Raw genomic sequence first — 16,811 nt, forward strand, 5'->3', positions numbered from 1 at the left:
CGCCGGATCGGGACGGCTTGGCTTACCACGGCCCGAGGCTCGGTCCTCGACACCACGATCCCCGCCTGCCGGGGGACTCAGCTCGGCTCGCCCTCGGACTCGGCCGTCCTGCCGGAGCACTCGACTCAGCCCGCCTGCGGGCTCGGCAGCGCTGCCCGGGACCTAGCTCGAATCGCGTCGGGCCGGCCAGCGCCAGTTCGACCAGTTCCTGCGGCCGGGATACGTCGTGAACCGGCTCGGCACGGCTCGCCTGGGGGCTCAGGCTCCTTGCCCGGGACCCAGTTCAGCCCACCTGGAACTCGGCTCGTCTGGAAACTCGGCCGCCCCACCAAGCGACTCGGCCCAGCCCACCGAGGGACTCGACTCAGCTCACCCGAGGACTCGGCCCAGCCCGCCGCTCCCGAGCTCGCCAGCACCTAGACGTCCGCGATGAGCCTGGCGAGCCGCGAGCCGCGAGCCAGTCCCACTCGCATCGGGCTCGACCCCGGCGAGAAAAAGCCGGAAAAGCACCAGTCCAACCCACCACTTGACAAAGGGTGGACAATAAAAAATCGACGCGTCTTCACCAGGAAATCAGAAGTTCGCGCCGAATCTGGGTTCAGAATAACAGCAGCGAGGGGCACGTGTCAACTCAGGGGTACGAAGAAGAACTGCGGTCCGAACAGGACTACGTCGCCGGTCTGTACCGGCGGCTCGACGACGAGCGCCGGCGGGCCGGCGAGCGCTACACCGCTGCTCTCAAGCGAAACGACGAGACTCCGGGCGAGCGCGACGTCGAGGTGCGCGCGCTCACTCGCGAAACGCGGCGGTTGTCGGTCGCCGACTCCGGGTTGTGTTTCGGGCGGCTCGACACGCTCGAAGGCGACCATTCCTACATCGGCCGGATCGGGCTTTTCGACCAGGACGACGAGTACAAACCCGTCCTTCTCGACTGGCGCGCCCCGGCGTCGAGCGCGTTTTACACCGCTACCGCCGCCACCCCCGAGGACATGCGGCGACGGCGGCAGTTCCACACGCATGGCCGGCAGGTCACGTCCTTCACCGACGAGGTCTTCGGCCGGCCGGGCAGCGACGAGGAGAACGACGCCGACGCCGCGCTGCTCGCCGCGGTCAACGCGCCTCGCGGCGAGGGGATGCGGGACATCGTCGCGACGATCCAGGCCGAGCAGGACCGCATCATCCGGCTCGACCATCCCGGCGTCCTGGTCATTGAGGGAGGGCCGGGAACCGGGAAAACCGTCGTGGCGCTCCACCGCGTCGCGTATCTGCTGTACACGCAGCGCGAGCGGATGGAGCGCCACGGCGTCCTCGTCCTCGGGCCGAATCCTTCGTTCCTGAACCACATCGGCCGCGTGCTGCCGTCGCTCGGCGAGTCCGACGTGGTGTTCACCACTCCGGGCGGGCTGCTTCCGGGGCTGCAGACGAGTGCCGAAGACGAGCCGGAAGTCGCGCGGTTCAAGGGATCTCTGCGGATGCTCGACGTCCTCGGCGCGGCGGTCGCGGACCGGCAGGAGCTGCCTGAGGAACCCATCCTGATCGAACTCCGCGACACCACAGTCCGGATCGACGCGGCGACCGCCGAGTGGGCCCGCGACGAGGCGCGGCAGAGCGGACGGCCGCACAACGAAGCGCGGGCGGTGTTCGTCGAGATCGTCACCTACGTGCTCACCGAACGCGCCATCGCCCGCATCGGGCGCGGTTGGCTTACGCGCGACGACAAGGAGGAGTGGGAGGACTTCCGTTCCACGCTCGTCAAGGAACTCCTCGCCGACAGCGCGTTCGTCAAGGCCATCGACCGCCTCTGGCCGATCCTGACTCCGGAAAACCTGCTGGCCACGCTGTACTCCTCCCCCGCACGGCTCACCGCGGCCGGTGCCAGCCAGGCGCTGCTGCGCGAGCCGGGCGACGCCTGGACAGTGTCGGACGTCCCGCTCCTGGACGAGCTGATCGACCTCCTGGGCAAGGCACCGGACCGGGCGAAACAGAAGGAGGACAAAGCCGAACGCGAGGCGGAGGCCGAGTACGCGGCGGGTGTGCTGGACATCATGCGGCTCGACCGCGAGGAGATGGACGAGGACATCGGCCTGTCGGCGGAGCACCTGCTCTACGACACCGACTTGGCCGAGCGGTTCGTCGAGTACGACACCCGCGACCTCGCCGAACGCGCCGCCGCGGACCGGGACTGGACCTACCGGCACGTGGTGGTCGACGAAGCCCAGGAACTGTCCGAAATGGACTGGCGGGTGCTGATGCGGCGGTGCCCGAGCCGGTCGTTCACCGTGGTCGGCGACTTGGCGCAGCGCCGCTCGGCAGCCGGGGCGACGGACTGGGGCACGATGCTGGATCCGTACGTCCCGGGCCGCTGGGTCTACCGGTCGCTCACCGTCAACTACCGCACCCCGGCGGAAATCATGGCCGTCGCGGGCGCGGTGCTGGCCGAGTTCGCGCCGGGGGTCGAGCCGCCGGAATCGGTTCGCGCGTGCGGGGTCCGGCCGTGGTCGCGGAAGGTCACCGACGACGAATTGCCTGCCGCGGTGGAGGAATTCGTCCGCGATGAAGCGGGCAGGGAAGGGACCAGCGTCGTGATCGGGCCGTCGGACGTGCCGGGTGCGGTGCAGGCGTCGGAGACGAAGGGGCTGGAGTACGACGCCGTGCTTCTCGTGGACCCGGACCGGATTCTCGCGGAAGGCCCGCGCGGCGCGGCAGAGCTGTATGTCGCGCTCACCCGGGCGACGCAACGGCTCGGCGTGCTGCACCGCGGCGCGTTGCCGTCGGTGCTGAACGGGCTGGAAGAGCGGATCTGACCGTCAGGAGCGCAGCTCGGGAGCGAGGACGCTGCTGCGCTTCAACGCTTTCAGCACCACCCCGGTATGCACCGAATCCGCCTGCCGGGACCATCCGGAGCTGCCGACGAACTCGTGCAACGCGGCGATGTCGGGCAAGGTCACGTCAGCCAGGAGCTGATACTCGCCCGTCATCGCCGCCGCGTACCGCACGTACGGCGAGGCCAGCAACGCCCGGCCGATGTCGTCGACGTCGTGCGGCCGGCACCGGATCCACAGCAGCGCCTCGACCGGCAGCCCGAGCACGGCCGGCTCCACCACCGCCCGGATGAACACCTTTTCCTCCCGCCGCAACGCTTCCAGCCGGCGGCGGACGGTCGATTCCGAGATCCCGGCGGCGCGGGCGAGCTCCTCGTGGGTCCGCCGGCCGTCCTCGCGCAGCGCGCGCACGATGGCGCGTTCGTCGCCGCTGAAGGCGACGCCGTCGGGCTGCCGGGGCTGCGGGGTCGGCTGCGGCAGCGAGGAGATCGCCGCTGTCTCGGACGGGCTGAGCAGGCCGGGCTGCCATTCGTGGATGGTGCGGTAGTAGCGGGTGACGGTATCGGCCGTCAGATCGTGCAGGCCGGGGATTGCCGCCATCTCGTCGAACATGAAGGTCGGCAGCCGGTTGCGGTCGCAGAAGACCTCGGCGACCAGTTCGCCCTGACCGGTGATGAGGTAGCAGAAGCTCGTCTCCGGCCGTCCCGCGAGCGCCGTGCCCGCGGGACGGCCGAGCCCGGGCCGGCAGCGACCGCGGACCAGCAGCGGCACGCCGTGCGGTGAAACGGCGACAACCGTCACGACGCCGGTGCGCAACAGGTGTGTCCCACGACGGGCCACTGTGCGCTCGGGCGCGTCCAGCACCTCGGCGATCCGCCGCCAGGACGCGCGGCCGTCGACTTGCAACGCGCCGGCGATCCGGCGGTCGAGAGGGTCCAAGCGTGCGGTCATCAGCCAATACTCTGGCTGATTCCGTCATTTGTCGAGCAGCTCTTGTCCGACCCCAGCACCGCGCGCGAAGCTGACGTCTCGAACGGACACCGGGTCAGGAAGGGAAGCCAGTGAGCGCCGAGGAGATCTGTTACCTGCCCGCCCGCGAGCTGGCCCGTCGGCTGCGCACCCGCGAACTGTCCGCCCGCGAGGCGACCCAAGCCCATCTCGACCGGATCGAGCAGGTCAACCCTCAGATCAACGCGATCGTCACGCTCACCGCCGAGCGCGCGCTGAGCGAGGCCGCGGCCGCCGACGAACGTCTCGCGCACGGCGAGGAGGTCGGCCCGCTGCACGGGATTCCGGTGGCGCACAAGGACACGCACGACGTCGCCGGTGTCCGCACGACCTACGGTTCCCCCATTTTCGCCGACCACGTGCCGGACAGCGACACGCTCGTCGTCGAGCGGATCCGAAACGCGGGCGCGATCACGCTCGGCAAGACGAACGCGCCGGAGTTCGGGGCCGGTTCGCACACGATGAACCCGGTCTTCGGGGCCACGCGCAACCCGTATCGGCGGGATCTGTCGGCTGGCGGCAGCAGCGGCGGCGCGGCGGCGGCGCTGGCGGCGGGCCTGCAACCGCTCGCCGAGGGCAGCGACATGGGCGGTTCGTTGCGGAACCCGGCCTCGTTCTGCAACGTCGTCGGCCTGCGTCCGTCGCCGGGCCGCGTGCCGACCTGGCCGGCGACGCTGCCGTGGGAGGCACTGGGCGTGCAGGGGCCGATGGGCCGGACGGTCGCGGACGTGGCGCTCCTGCTGTCCGTGATCGCCGGGCACGACGAGCGCAACCCGATCTCGCTCGACCAGCCCGCCGCGCCCTTCGCCGGACCGCTCGACGCCGACCTCGCCGGACTGCGCGTGGCGTGGTCGCCGGATCTGGGCGGGCTGCCGGTCGACCCGGCCGTCAGCGCCGTGCTCGAACCGGCGGTGAAGGTGTTCGCCGATCTCGGCTGTCGCGTCGAACCGGCCTGCCCGGACCTCGCCGCGGCCGACGAGGTGTTCCGCACCCTGCGTGGTTGGCTTTTCCACGCCGGGTTCAGCGGCCTGCTCGAAGAACATCCGGACAAGATGAAACAGACCCTCGTGGACAACATCGCTTTCGGCGCCACGCTTTCCGGTGCCGACATCGCGAGCGCGCAGACGCGGCAGCTGCAGCTCATCACCGGGATGCGGGAGTTCTTCGCCCAGTACGACCTGCTGCTCGCGCCGGTGAGCCAGGTTCCGCCGTTCCCGGTGGAGTGGGAGTACCCAGAAACCGTTGCCGGGCAACCGATGCACGACTACCTGGAGTGGATGCGCTCGGCCTATTCGATCTCGGCGACCGGCTGTCCGGCGCTTTCGGTGCCCGCGGGGTTCACTGAAGACGGACGTCCGGTGGGGCTGCAGATCATCGCGCCGATGCGGGGCGAGCTAGGGCTGTTGCGCGCCGCGCACGCTTTCGAGCAGGCCACCGGATACGGGAATCAGCGGCCCGTCTTCTGAGGCTCCTGATTCACCGCCCGCGCGAAACTCGGCCGCGAACTCCTCCGCGCCGAGAACGCCGCTCGCGCGGGCGGTGATCCGGTCCACGTCACCCCGCTCCGCTGCGGGCAGCGGAGTGCCGACCCCGGCGCGGGAAGCCGCGGCCGCGCCCAGCAGCCGAGCGGCGTCGCGAGCCGCACCGGCCAGTGCGTGCGCACCCGCCAACCCTTCCAACGCCAACGCGATCGCCCGCGGATCCCCTGTCCGGCGCGCGATCTCATAACCTTCTCGATGCCGCAGCAACGCAGTCTCCGGATCGTCGCGCAATTCGGCGACGAAACCGAGTTCCGCGAGGATCAACGTGTTCCCCGGCTCGAAATCGACCTGCTTGTTCCACTCGAGCAGCGTCCGCAAATGCTCCTCGGCGAGATCGAGGTCGCCCTCGCGCCGGGCGCCGAGGGCCAGCCCGGTCAGCGCATACATCTCCCCCGGCGTGAAGCCGTGCTCCGCGGCGAGGTCGCGAGCCCGTTCATGCAGTTCGCGGGCGGCGGCGTAATCCTTGCGCAGCAACGCCACCCGGCCTAGCCACGACAGCTGGTACGACGCTTCCGGCCACAGGCCCAGTTCCTCGGCGATCTGCAATCCCTCGACGTGGACCGCCTCGGAACGCGCGTAATTCCCGGCTAGGGAACTGAGCGCGCCCCGCGCGAAAATCGCCTGCAGCTGGCCCCATTTGTCACCGATTTCCGCGAACAGGTCCGCGCAACGATCGGCGTAACGCCACGCTGCCGCGATATCGCCTCTCGACAACACCTGGCTCGCACGGTCGCCACTTGCGGCAGCGACCCCCCACCGGTCGCCGACCGCTTCAAAGGCGGCCAGGGCGTCCGAGGTCAACGGCTCGGCACCGGACAGATCGGCCACTGTGGACAGTGCGTAGCCGATGAACCACTTGGCCCGGGCGCTCATCGGCTGTTCGGCTACGGGACGCCAGTCGGGCCGATCGCCGGCCAGGATGCCGAGTGCGGCGAGCGTCGCCTGTGCTTCCGAACGCAGTTCGGGATCGCCGCCGGGCAAGCCGAGCGCGGCGCGCAGGGAGCGCATCGCCTCGGCCATCCGGCCGCGCAGAAACCGGTACCAGGACAGCCGGTTCGCCAGCCGCAACGCGTCGTCGGCGCTCCCCCAGCCGGCCAGATTCTCCGCCGCGGCACGGAGATTCGGCAAGTCCGCGTCAAGGCGTTGCAGCCAGCCCCGTTGATCCCGGCCGCGGAGACCGGCATCCGCGACACCGGCGAGCCGGACGTAGTACTCCGCGTGCCGACGCCGGGTCTTTTCGGCCTCACCGGCCTCGCGCAGCCGCTCCAGGCCGTAAACCGCCACCGATTCGAGCAGCCGGTACCGCGGCAGGCCGGTGTTCGCGGGCACGACCAGCGAGCGGTCGACGAGCTTCGCCAGCAGACCCAGCACTCCGCCTTCCTCGACGCCGTCGCCCGCGCAGACCGCCTCGGCCGCGTCGAGCGCGCAATCCTCGGTGTGCACCGACAAGCGTTGCAGCACAAGACGTTCCTGCTCGCTCAGGAGTTCCCAGCTCCAGTCGATCATCGCGCGCAGAGTCTGCTGCCGGGCGGGCACTCCGCGGCGAGTGGTGTCGAGCAGGCGGAACCGGTCGTCCAGCCGCCGCAGCAATTCCGGCACGCCCAAGGCGCGGACCCGAGTCGCCGCGAGTTCGAGCGCCAGCGGCAATCCGTCCAGCTTCCGGCAAATCTCCGCGACCGCAGCCGCGTCGGCACTGTCCACAGTGAACCCGGTGTCGGCGACCCGCGCGGTGAAAAGCCGCGCGGCGCTGTCGTGGTCCAGCGGCGGCACGGGGAATTGCGTTTCCCCGGCGATCCCGAGCGGCTCCCGGCTGGTGGCGAGGATCCGCAGCCCGGGCGCGGCGGCCAGCAGTCGCGCGGTGATCGCGGCGACCGGCTCGATCAGCTGCTCGCAGTTGTCCAGGACGACCAGGGTTTCCTTGCCCCGCAACGACTCGGCCAGCCGTTCCGCCGGATCCGCCGGGGCGGGCGCCGCGGCGTCCCGGATCCCCAGCGTCGCCGCGATCGCCTCCACCACCCATTCGATCGGCGGACACTGGCTCAGCGCGCATTCGTGCCGGTCCATGCCGGTCAGCTCGACGAGCCACGCTCCCGCGGCGAAGTCGCCGCCGAGCCGGTGCGCGGTCTCCAGCGCGAGCCGGGTTTTGCCGACGCCGCCGGGCCCGGTCAGCGTCACCAGGCGAGATTCGCCGACGAGCGTGCTGACCGCCCGCACCGCGGCGGTCCGGCCGACCAGTTCGGTGAGCGGCACCGGAAGCTGCGGGACGACGGCGGTCAGCGCCGGGTCCTGCGCCAGAATCGACCGATGCAGCGCGGCGATTCCGGGACCGGGATCGAGGCCTAGCTCGTCGGCGAGACGGCGACGCAGCTCGTCGTAAGAAGCCAGCGCCTCGCTTTGCCTCCCCGCCGCGTACAGCGCGCGCAGCTGGAGGGCGCGCAGCCGTTCCCGCAACGGATGCTGCCGGACGAGGTCCGCGAGTTCCGCTGTGAGCGCGGCATGTTCGCCCAGAGCGAGCCGCGCGTCGGCGAGGTTTTCTTGCGCGACAAGGCGGTCCTCTTCCAGCCGTTGGATCACCGGCTGCGCGAAGGGTTCGTCGGCGAACTCGGCGAGCGCCGAGCCCCGCCACAACGCCAGCGCTTCGGTGAGCAACTCGACCTTCGAACGCGGATCCTCCGCCGTGCCCGCCGCAGCGGTCAACGCACGGAACCGTCCGACGTCGACCGCCTCCGGTTCGATCCGCAGGACGTACCCGGGTGCCTGATGCACCAGCGCGCGGCCCTGCCCCGGCTCGGCGCCTTCGAGCGCGCGGCGCAGCTGCGAGACCTTCGTCTGCAGGGTGTTGACCGGATTGCCGGGCAGCTGGTCGCCCCACAGGTCGTCGGCCAGCCGGTCCGCCGACACCGGACGGCCCTCGTGCACGAGAAGGACCGCGAGCAGGGTCCGGACCTTGGCCTCGGGGACCCGGACCAGGCGGCCGTCGTCACTGCTCACGGCCAAGGGCCCCAGGATGCCGAATCGCACGAATCCACCGTAACCGCACTCGTGCGCGGACCCCCAGCGAACCGTGCGCACGCCTCGGCACCGTGGTCGGCAGATCGACGAACTGGAGGGACGACATGTCCGGGAATGCGACCTCGGCGACCGTGCTGGGGCTCGGTGCGATGGGCAGCGCGCTGGCCGGTGCGCTGCTGGAGACGGGACGGCCGGTGACGGTCTGGAACCGTTCGGCGGACAAGACGAAGCCGCTGGTGGAGCGAGGTGCGGCGGCCGCGGGGTCGGCTGCCGAAGCGGTCGCGGCGAGCGAGCTGGTGATCGTCTGCCTGCTGGACGACGCGTCGGTGCGCGAGGTGCTCGGCACGGCCTCGCTGGCGGGCAAGACGGTGGCGAACCTGACCAACGGCACCCCTCGACAGGCCCGCGAGCTGGCCGAATGGGTCTCGGAGCAGGGCGGGGAGTTCCTCGACGGCGGCATCATGGCGGTTCCGCCGATGATCGGGCAGCCGGGCGCGTTCGTGTTCTACAGCGGACCCAAGGATCTGTTCGACACGCACCGCGCGGCGTTCGACGCGTTCGGCGGCAGCAACTACGTCGGCGAGGACCCGGGGCTTGCCGCGCTGCACGACCTCGCGCTGCTGTCGGGGATGTACGGCCAGTTCATCGGCATCCTGCAGGCCTACGCGCTGATCCGCAGCGAAGGACTCTCAGCGGTCGAGTTCGCGCCGCTGCTGAGCGGATGGCTGACCGCGATGGGCACCTTCGCCGAACGCGCCGCCGAGGAGATCGACAGCGGCGACTACACCCAGGGCGTCGTGTCGAACCTCGGGATGCAGGCCGCCGCGTTCGACAACCTGCCTGCCGCGGCGGCTGACCAGGGCGTCAGCTCCGAGTTGCTCGCGCCGCTGCACCAGCTGCTCCTGCGCCGCGCCGCCGACGGCCACGGCGCGGAAAACCTCACGAGCGTCATCGAACTGCTGAAGAAATAAGGAGAAACCCGTGAATGTGACGTTGCTCGGCCTCGGCCCGATGGGCCAGGCGATGGTGCGGTCCTACCTGGCCGCCGGCCACGAGGTGACGGTGTGGAACCGCACCGCGAGCCGGGCCGACGAACTGGTGGCCGAGGGCGCGAAGCGGGCGGCGACTGTCGCCGAAGCGCTGGCCGCGAACGAACTGGTGCTTCTGAGCCTGACCGATTATCAGGCGATGTACGACATTCTCGCGCCGACCGAGGACGCGCTGCGCGGCAAGATCGTGGTGAACCTCAGCTCGGACACGCCGGAGCGGACGCGGGTGGCCGCGGAATGGCTGGCCGCGCGCGGTGCGGAGATGATCGCCGGCGGGATCATGGTGCCCGCGCAGGTCGTCGGCACCGAGGGTTCTTTCGTGTTCTACAGCGGCGCGCAGCCGACGTTCGACCGGATCGAGCCCGCCCTGCGCGTCATCGGACGGCCGGACTACCGGGGCGCGGACCCGGGCCTGGCGCAGCTGTACTACCAGTCGCTGCTGGACCTGTTCCTCACCACGCTCTCGGCGTTCCTGCACTCCGCCGCGCTCGTCGGCACGGCCGGGGTGTCCGCCGCGACGCTGGTGCCGTACGCGACGGAACTGCTGACGCTCGTGCAGACGTTCCTGGACGAGGCCGCGAAGAACGTCGACAGCGGCACCCACCCCGGCGACGAGGCGAACGCCAAGATGATGGGCGCGACGGCCGACCACATCCTCGCCGCCAGCCGGGACGCGGGCATCGACGTGTCTCTGCCCGCGGCGGTGAAGGAGCACTACGACCGCGCCATCGCCGCCGGGCACGGGCGGGACAGCTGGACCAGTCTGATCGACGTGATCCGCAGCAAGGCGTGATCCGCCCGCGGTCTGGGAAGCCGTCGCGGCCCCGCCCGCCGACGGATCCGCGACGGTCTCCGCTTCCCAGACCGCGGTCCCGGGCCGCATGCTGGACGCAGAGCCGCGCTGGGGAGGCGCGGACCAGGGGTGGTTTCGATGCTGCGGATGATCTTCACCGCCGGAGACCTGTGCCGGGTGCGAGTGGCGCGCACCCGACGTGGGAGCTGGTCCCGGCCGGGAACTTCCCGGACTTCCTGACGCCCGCGCTGCACGAAACGGACGTCGGAGCGCACTTCGAAGCCATCCTCTCCCAGCCGAAAGCCGTCCTGCGCGAGGACATCGCCCGCACCTTCGCCCGGTGCCGCCGCGTACCGCGCTGGGCCCGCACGGTCTACGCGCCGACGGCAGCACGCGTGGTGTCGTGCACGCCCTGCGCGAGTACAGCGACCTGGTCCTCGGGCCTGCGCGGCCAGTCTTGGAGCGGCGGGCGCCCGGCGGTCGGGGTGGTGCCGCGTGAACCGGTGGGCACCCGGGAGGACCAGCTGACCGGGCTGGTGGGCCGTACCCGGGCCCGGTTGCTGTGCCAGTTGGCAGCGGAAGCATCGACGACGGTGTTGGCCGCGCGGTTGGGGGTTTTCACCGGCGGCGGTCAGTCAGCATACGAAAACCTTGCGGACGGCCGGGTTGATCACGACGACGCGGGAGGGGTCGGGGTGCATCACTCGCTTACGCCGTTGGGGAGGGCGTTTCTCGAGGCGCGGTAGCGGTCATTCCTCAAGAACGCGATCGTCCTTATGGGAGCCGTAGAACTCGGCTTGCCGGGCCATGATCTCGCGCATCGAGGTGCCTCTCGCCGCGCCGTACACGGTGCCCGGAAAGTCCAGGGTGCGCTGGAGTTCCCACAGTTCGTCGTGCCGATCCGGGGAGAAAAGCTCGGCCGGGTCCCCCGCGGCGATCCAGCCGATGGGGAGCACCGCACCGGGTTCGAGGCGGGAATTGACGTGCAGCACGCTGTTGATCCGCAGCTCGGCCCCGGCTCCGGCGACCGAGCCGGGGAACAGGGAGGCCCCGGTCGCCACGAACGCCTCGTCCTCGACGACGGCTCCGTTGACGTGGGTGTGCGGCCCGATCAGGACCGCGTCCCCGAGCGTCACGGGATGTCCGGCCCGGCCGCGGACCAGCGCGTGTTCCATGATCACGACGTCCGAGCCGGTGCGGATCTCCCCGTCTTCCGCGGTGAGCACCGCGCCGTGCAGGACCCGGGCCCGCTCGCCGAGGACGACGGCCCCGCACAGCACCGCGGACGGGGCGACGTACGCCGATTCGGGCACCACGGGCTTTTGTCCTCGATGTTCGATCAGCATCGTCCCACGCTAGCGCCGCCGCACAGCGAAGGGCCCGTCTGGTCGCCGCCCTGCCGGGAGATCCGGGTTCGGATGGAGGGAAACCGTCGGCTCCTCCGCTGCCCGGAGCGCCGCGGCGTCACAACAAGGTCCCCAAGGGACCCAGGTCGAGGTTCAGATCCGCCGCCGAAAGACCGTACTGGTCGCGGAGCTCGGTCAGCCGTTGTTCGAGCAGCATCAGGGTCAGGCCGAGCCGCTCCTCCTGGTCCTCGCTCAGCCCGCCTTCCTCGACGCGGCGCAGGGCCTGGCGTTCCATCAGCTGCCGGAGCAGTTCGATGATGGTCAGGACCAGTTTCATCAGGTCGCGTTCCACCGAATCGGCATCTGTCTCCAGGCGAGCGGGCGCGTCGCGAAGCGCTGCTCCGAGGAGTTCCTCGGCCTCGTTCATCGTCGTTCCTTTCACCAAGGCGCCTGGCGGTCTTCGCGGACCGAGGTGATCAGTGCGCGCAGGGAAATGTGCACCAGGTCGACCTCGGCGACCGACAGCACCAGATCGCCGGTGAGCACCACGCCGCCGGCGAGCAGGCGGTCCAGCAGATCGACCAGTGCAAGCCGGTCGGTTTGCTCCACCGCGGCGCTCACAAGATCCCCGCGAAGGAGTACGGGGCCCACGGACCGGTCACCTCGACGACGATTCCGGCTTCCTCCGGTTGCCGCAGTTGCGCGATCCGGGCGAGGAAGCGTTCCCGGGAGGTGTCGGGTACCAGACAAGCCAGGTTCAGGATGTTGCTGTCCGCACGGCCGGTCAGGGCTGGATCTTGGTTGCGGTGCCGATGGATTTCCGCGGACAGCTGCGCAAGTTCTCGCTCGATGCGCTCGGCGACCCCGACTGCTTCGTCAGTACGCGCGTCCCGTGCTTTGCGTTGACGGAGTCGTTGCCGCAAGTAGGAACGGCCGTCGGCGGGTTCCTCCTCTTCAGGAACGCTGCGGATCGAGGCGAAGACTTTGACACCCCATTCGGCATGATCCCGGACCCGCCGCAACGCTGCCGAGAATTGCGCGGAATGCTCGGCGAGCATTTCCCGCACCCGGTTCTCGTCTCGATAGATCGTCGCCATCCGCAGCGGCAGCACTCCGGTACGACGGCTCGCCTCGTCCACTACTGCGTTGTGCGCGCGGGCGATTTCTTCCAGCCACGGAAGGTGTTCCAGGTTGGCCTGCAGGACGGTGTCGTCGAACTCCTCGTCCGGGACCGGGCTGACCAGTGCGGTCAGCCCGGCTTCGGAAATGGCGGAAACCGGGCGGTCGCGGAGCCCGGTCAGGCCCTCGGCGGGGTTTTCCGGCGCGAATTCGGCGACCGCGTAGCAATACCAGCTCACTGTTCGGCTCGCTCTCCCCGCGCGAGTTCGAGTTGCGCGCGCAGTCGTTCGTTCTCCTCGAGCAGATCGGTCCGCCGCGAGCCCGACGACAGGGACGGGTCGTGCTCCCACCAGTCGATGCCCATTTCCTTGGCCCGGTCGACCGACGCGACCAGCAGCCGGATCTTGATCGTCAGCAGCTCGATGTCGAGCAGGTTGACCTGGATGTCCCCGGCGATCACGATTCCCTTGTCCAGCACCCGTTCCAGGATGTCGGCGAGGTTCGCGCCGCCGCCGGAACCCGCGCGGGACACTCCGGCCGGCCTCCCGGCGGGCAGGCTGGACTCGCTCATCTGGCTGCCTCCTCGTCACCTTGCCGAGACTGTCCGGCGGCTGCGGGGCCGGTCTTCCTCGGGTTCGGCGTCGTCTTCGTCCACGTCCTCGACATCCTCGTCTTCCTCGTCGACGTCCTCGGGTTCTTCGGGCTCCTCCTCGGCGAACTCCTCGTCCTCGGGCTCGCCGCCGGTGCCCTCCTCGTGCGGTTCTTCCTCGTCCTCGCGCACCTGCTCCGGAGTACGCACGACCTCGCCGTCGCGGATCTCGCCGCGCCAGCCGTCGCCCGAGGCCTGCCCGGCCATCGTGATGAACCGGCGGAAATGCTTGAGGTCCAGCCGCGCGCGGCGACCCTGCGCGCGCCAGATGTTGCCGGTCTTTTCGAACAGCCCGGAGGGGCAGTACTCGATGACCAGCAGGACCTTCGTCAGGCTTGGGGCGAGTTCGTGAAAGGTCACCACGCCCTTGATCGAGCCCTTCGCCCCCTCGGCGCTCCACACGATCCGTTCGTCGGGAACCTGTTCGGTGACGGTGGCCTTCATCGACCGATTCGACCAGAAAATCTTGAAGCGCCACTGCGAAGTGGTGTCGCCGGTCTGCTCGGCGCTGGTGACGCCCTTGGTGAAGCTGCTGAACTTCTGGTACTCCGTCCACTGATCGTACGCCTCGCGGACCGGCACGCCGACGTCGATGTCCTCGATGATGTTGATGACCTTCTTGCCGCCGGAGCCTCCCCCGCGTTTGCCGAAGAGACCCGACACGGAGTTCTTCAGTGCCTTGCCGCCGACCTCGACCATCGACTTGACCGGCGATTTCCCTTCGGCGATTTTCTCGCCGGCACTGAACAATCCCTTCAGCGAGCCGCTTCCGCCGGCATCGGCCAGCCGACGGGACACCTCGCCCAGTTTGCTGCCCGCCGACGACATCACCTGTTCAGCCTTCGCCTGCGCGTACTCCTCGCCCGCGTGCAGCAGTTGCTCTGTCGCGGGATTGCGCGAGGCCAATTCCCGAAGCTTCGCCAAGGGTCCGATTTCGTCGCTGCCAGAACGGGATTCAGCCACGGTTCACCCCCGCAGTGCCCGAACGCTTCGGCGTCCGGCTGCTCGAGGACGCCCGCTTCCGCGACGCCGAACTGCTGGACGTCTTGCGCGCGGGTTTGCGTTCCCCTTGAGCCGAGCCGCGCGGTTTCGCCGGACGTTTGCGGGTCCGCGTACCGCTTTCTTCAGCGTCGCTGTCCTCGCCGTCGTCGCCGTCGTCCGGCTCGCGATCATGCGAGTCCTCGTCGTCCCGGCTGCCTCCGACCGGAAGACCAGCGGCCTTGTCCCGGAGGTTCTCGGTGTGCCCCTGCAACGAACCGGCCAGCCGCCCGGCCTGATGCGCCAGGATGTCCGCGGCCAGGGTTTTGCCCGCTCCCACTACCTCGTCCCGCACCTGATCCCGCACGCCGGCCAGTTCGGGCGACGAAGCCAGCTCGTGCGTGAGGTCCGAGAGCAGCTTCCTCGGGTCGAGATTCAGTTTCCTCCCGACGAGCCACGCACCCATGGTGATGGCCAATTTGGCCTTCTTCCGTCTCCCCAGCACGTAACCGCCGACCACGGCGGCCGCGACCTTCATTCCCGGTGTCATCTGTTCGCTCCGTTCATCCGGCAACCCCCCGGTCGAATTCTTCGAGCAGATCGAGTATTTCGTCTTCCCTGCGGTCGAACTCCTCCTCGCTGATGCCGCCCGCCACCAGCTCTCTTTCCAGGGAAACCAGTTCTCGCTGCAGCTGTGCGATTTTCTCGCGCTCAGCGGCGTCGACGACCCGCTCCGTCACCCAGGCGACTCCCCGCACCGGCGCCAGCGGAAGCAGGAGGAGCTCGCCGAGCAATCCCACTAGTTGTCCTCGGTAAAACTGTAGGGCGGCAACGGTCCCTGTGCGCGGACCTCCGCGACTTCCTCGACGAGAGTCGTCAACCGCCGCACCGCTTCCTGGAACTCGGACGTTTTCTCCTTGGGCACCAGGAATGAGCAGTTGAAAAAGCATCCGTCGACCGGCGGGCCCGGAGAATGTTCGGACGCCAGCGGAAGCAGGTATCCGAGAACCGCGTCGGCGTCCGCGGCCTCGCGTTCCTCCAGCCGGCCGGCGACCAGCTCGCCGAACCGGACCTGCTCCGCCTCGCCGCGACCGGCGTCCTCCCTCAGACTCGCGGCCAGATTCCGGATTTCCTCGTCGCCGGCCAGAATCTGGCCGAGGACGACCTCTTCCCGGTGCGAGACTTTGACGTTCATCTCCACGTGCCCGCTGACGCGGTGCAGGACAGCTGTATACAGCTCGGCTTTGGCCGCGATCTCGTGTGCCACGGCGGTATCGTCGTCCGCGACGATACCGAAGCGCATCGGCAACGTCGGTCCGCTGTCGCACAATGCCTGCAGAATCTCCTGGTGTGCAATAAGATCACGGCGTTTCGCCCTCAGTTCACCCTCGACGTCGCCTACTACCGCACTGAGTTCGTCCCCGGCGGGCAGCACCCGCGCGGGAGCCGGGGACGGCCCGACGCCGCGCAGATCGCCCACCTTGGCTGGATGATCGGCGAACGTGATGCCATACAGATAAGTGCTCATTCGCTCGACCTCGCAGTGCTGCGCCGGCTGCGGCTGCGGGGCCGCTCCTCAGCCTCTTCGCCGTCTTTGTCGCTGGACTTCTGGAACTGCTCGGCAAAGGTCTCGACAGCACCGGTCAGCGCGCCTTTGGACTTTCCCTTGGCGCCTTTCTCGGTGACCTCGCCCAGCAAGTCGGGCAGCGTCGTGGCACTCGAAGCCCGGGTGAGGTCCAACCGGTTGCACGCCTCGGCGAACCGCAGGTAAGTGTCCACACTGGCCACCACGATCCGCGCGTCCACGGTGAGCAACTCGATGCCCACCAGCGAAACCCTCACGAAAGCGTCGATCACCAGACCCTTGTCCAGGATCAGTTCGAGAATGTCGTAAAGGTTTCCGGTGCCCGGTCCGCGCTGCTGCTGACTGCCGGTGCCCGGCCGTCCGGTCGCCATGGTCATGAAATCCCCTTTCCCTTCCTCACGCGTCGACCTGGCCGCGCGCGTACCTCCGAACCTGCTCGTAGCCGAGGAAGCCGCCCTGTGCGTCCACCCGGACGCAATAGGTGGCCATCAGGCTGGTGGTGTCCGGAACCCGTTCCAGCTCAAGCACTTCCACCAGCAGCTTCCATCCGTCGCCGTCCTTGGTGAACGCCGACACGGACTCGATGTCCTTTTCGGTCAGCTCCTCGAACACCGCACGCGCATCACGCATGAGCCCGGCAGGCGATCGGCGCTCCTCAGCCATCCCGCCTCCGGCCGTCGTCGCTTCCTCTCGCCTCTGGCCGTCTGAACATGTGGAGTCGGCTACCCGGACCGTCCCCGCCAAAACTGGCTACTCGCCGGGAAGAGCAGAAATTCGGCCGAACAGCGCAGCGCTGCCCCGCCAGTCAGCGGAAAAACGAACCCTCAGCCGCTGCCCGCACGGAAGACTCTGTCCGTCCACGAAGGACTCAACGCCGGGCGTCCTCAGTGGAAGCCGGACGCCCGGCGG

At 69.3% G+C, this 16,811-nt stretch carries 18 protein-coding genes; 5 read left to right on the forward strand and 13 right to left on the reverse strand.

Features of this window, described 5'->3' with window-relative positions; translation table 11 throughout:
- Window positions 1-623: 623 nt before the first annotated feature.
- Window positions 624-2,804 (forward strand): RNA polymerase recycling motor ATPase HelR, encoded by a 2,181-nt coding sequence (helR, locus tag ACZ7OI_RS20105; protein ID WP_470265703.1) that lies wholly within the window; start codon window positions 624-626, stop codon window positions 2,802-2,804.
- 3 nt (window positions 2,805-2,807) lie between these two features.
- Here the strand turns inward: helR and ACZ7OI_RS20110 are convergent, their stop codons facing one another.
- The gene (locus ACZ7OI_RS20110) at window positions 2,808-3,773 is read right to left on the reverse strand and encodes an Lrp/AsnC family transcriptional regulator (protein WP_470265704.1); all 966 of its coding nucleotides are present in this window, start codon (window positions 3,771-3,773) and stop codon (window positions 2,808-2,810) included.
- Between the two features lie 110 nt (window positions 3,774-3,883).
- On the opposite strand from ACZ7OI_RS20110, the gene ACZ7OI_RS20115 reads away from it, so the two are divergent.
- Window positions 3,884-5,296, forward strand: a complete 1,413-nt coding sequence (locus tag ACZ7OI_RS20115; RefSeq protein ID WP_470265705.1) for an amidase — start codon at window positions 3,884-3,886, stop codon at window positions 5,294-5,296.
- Here the strand turns inward: ACZ7OI_RS20115 and ACZ7OI_RS20120 are convergent.
- Window positions 5,225-8,392, reverse strand: a complete 3,168-nt coding sequence (locus tag ACZ7OI_RS20120; protein ID WP_470265706.1) for an AfsR/SARP family transcriptional regulator — start codon at window positions 8,390-8,392, stop codon at window positions 5,225-5,227. The two genes, ACZ7OI_RS20115 and ACZ7OI_RS20120, sit on opposite strands and share 72 nt — an antisense overlap.
- A gap of 95 nt (window positions 8,393-8,487) precedes the next feature.
- Between ACZ7OI_RS20120 and ACZ7OI_RS20125 the strand changes: the two genes are divergently transcribed.
- The 3 genes from ACZ7OI_RS20125 to ACZ7OI_RS20135 all read left to right on the forward strand — a co-directional run bounded on the left by ACZ7OI_RS20125 (window position 8,488) and on the right by ACZ7OI_RS20135 (window position 10,971).
- A complete protein-coding gene (locus tag ACZ7OI_RS20125; protein ID WP_470265707.1) occupies window positions 8,488-9,354 on the forward strand; it encodes an NAD(P)-dependent oxidoreductase in 867 nt (288 codons plus the stop codon).
- A gap of 10 nt (window positions 9,355-9,364) precedes the next feature.
- Window positions 9,365-10,225 (forward strand): NAD(P)-dependent oxidoreductase, encoded by an 861-nt coding sequence (locus tag ACZ7OI_RS20130; RefSeq protein WP_470265708.1) that lies wholly within the window; start codon window positions 9,365-9,367, stop codon window positions 10,223-10,225.
- A 170-nt stretch (window positions 10,226-10,395) separates the two neighbouring features.
- Window positions 10,396-10,971: a hypothetical protein gene (locus ACZ7OI_RS20135; protein ID WP_470265709.1), complete on the forward strand. Its 576-nt coding sequence runs from the start codon at window positions 10,396-10,398 to the stop codon at window positions 10,969-10,971.
- Between the two features lie 3 nt (window positions 10,972-10,974).
- Here the strand turns inward: ACZ7OI_RS20135 and ACZ7OI_RS20140 are convergent, their stop codons facing one another.
- The 11 genes from ACZ7OI_RS20140 to ACZ7OI_RS20190 form a co-directional block, all read right to left on the reverse strand.
- Window positions 10,975-11,571, reverse strand: a complete 597-nt coding sequence (locus tag ACZ7OI_RS20140) for a gamma carbonic anhydrase family protein (protein ID WP_470265710.1) — start codon at window positions 11,569-11,571, stop codon at window positions 10,975-10,977.
- 118 nt (window positions 11,572-11,689) lie between these two features.
- Window positions 11,690-11,998 (reverse strand): gas vesicle protein K, encoded by a 309-nt coding sequence (locus tag ACZ7OI_RS20145; protein ID WP_470265711.1) that lies wholly within the window; start codon window positions 11,996-11,998, stop codon window positions 11,690-11,692.
- An 11-nt stretch (window positions 11,999-12,009) separates the two neighbouring features.
- Entirely contained in the window at window positions 12,010-12,222 is a 213-nt protein-coding gene (locus ACZ7OI_RS20150) for a gas vesicle protein (RefSeq protein WP_470265712.1), read from the reverse strand.
- Window positions 12,189-12,929 (reverse strand): GvpL/GvpF family gas vesicle protein, encoded by a 741-nt coding sequence (locus ACZ7OI_RS20155; RefSeq protein WP_470265713.1) that lies wholly within the window; start codon window positions 12,927-12,929, stop codon window positions 12,189-12,191. The genes ACZ7OI_RS20150 and ACZ7OI_RS20155 overlap by 34 nt, the downstream gene beginning before the upstream one ends.
- Window positions 12,926-13,261, reverse strand: a complete 336-nt coding sequence (locus ACZ7OI_RS20160) for a gas vesicle protein (RefSeq protein ID WP_470265714.1) — start codon at window positions 13,259-13,261, stop codon at window positions 12,926-12,928. Before ACZ7OI_RS20160 ends, ACZ7OI_RS20155 begins: the two co-directional genes overlap by 4 nt.
- A 15-nt stretch (window positions 13,262-13,276) precedes the next feature.
- Window positions 13,277-14,302 carry an SRPBCC family protein gene (locus ACZ7OI_RS20165; RefSeq protein ID WP_470265715.1) on the reverse strand — a complete coding sequence of 342 codons (1,026 nt, stop codon included), beginning with the start codon at window positions 14,300-14,302 and terminating at the stop codon, window positions 13,277-13,279.
- A complete protein-coding gene (locus ACZ7OI_RS20170; RefSeq protein WP_470265716.1) occupies window positions 14,295-14,867 on the reverse strand; it encodes a hypothetical protein in 573 nt (190 codons plus the stop codon). Before ACZ7OI_RS20170 ends, ACZ7OI_RS20165 begins: the two co-directional genes overlap by 8 nt.
- A gap of 13 nt (window positions 14,868-14,880) precedes the next feature.
- Window positions 14,881-15,117 (reverse strand): gas vesicle protein GvpG, encoded by a 237-nt coding sequence (locus ACZ7OI_RS20175; RefSeq protein ID WP_470265717.1) that lies wholly within the window; start codon window positions 15,115-15,117, stop codon window positions 14,881-14,883.
- Complete coding sequence (locus tag ACZ7OI_RS20180; RefSeq protein ID WP_470265718.1) at window positions 15,117-15,845, reverse strand: GvpL/GvpF family gas vesicle protein; 729 nt, start codon at window positions 15,843-15,845, stop codon at window positions 15,117-15,119. Before ACZ7OI_RS20180 ends, ACZ7OI_RS20175 begins: the two co-directional genes overlap by 1 nt.
- Entirely contained in the window at window positions 15,842-16,279 is a 438-nt protein-coding gene (locus ACZ7OI_RS20185; protein WP_470265719.1) for a gas vesicle structural protein GvpA, read from the reverse strand. The genes ACZ7OI_RS20180 and ACZ7OI_RS20185 overlap by 4 nt, the downstream gene beginning before the upstream one ends.
- 19 nt (window positions 16,280-16,298) lie before the next feature.
- Window positions 16,299-16,565, reverse strand: coding sequence for a gas vesicle protein GvpO (locus tag ACZ7OI_RS20190; RefSeq protein WP_470265720.1), 267 nt, complete (start codon window positions 16,563-16,565; stop codon window positions 16,299-16,301).
- Between the last annotated feature and the right edge of the window lie 246 nt (window positions 16,566-16,811).

Source organism: Amycolatopsis sp. NPDC114503 (assembly GCF_055633655.1).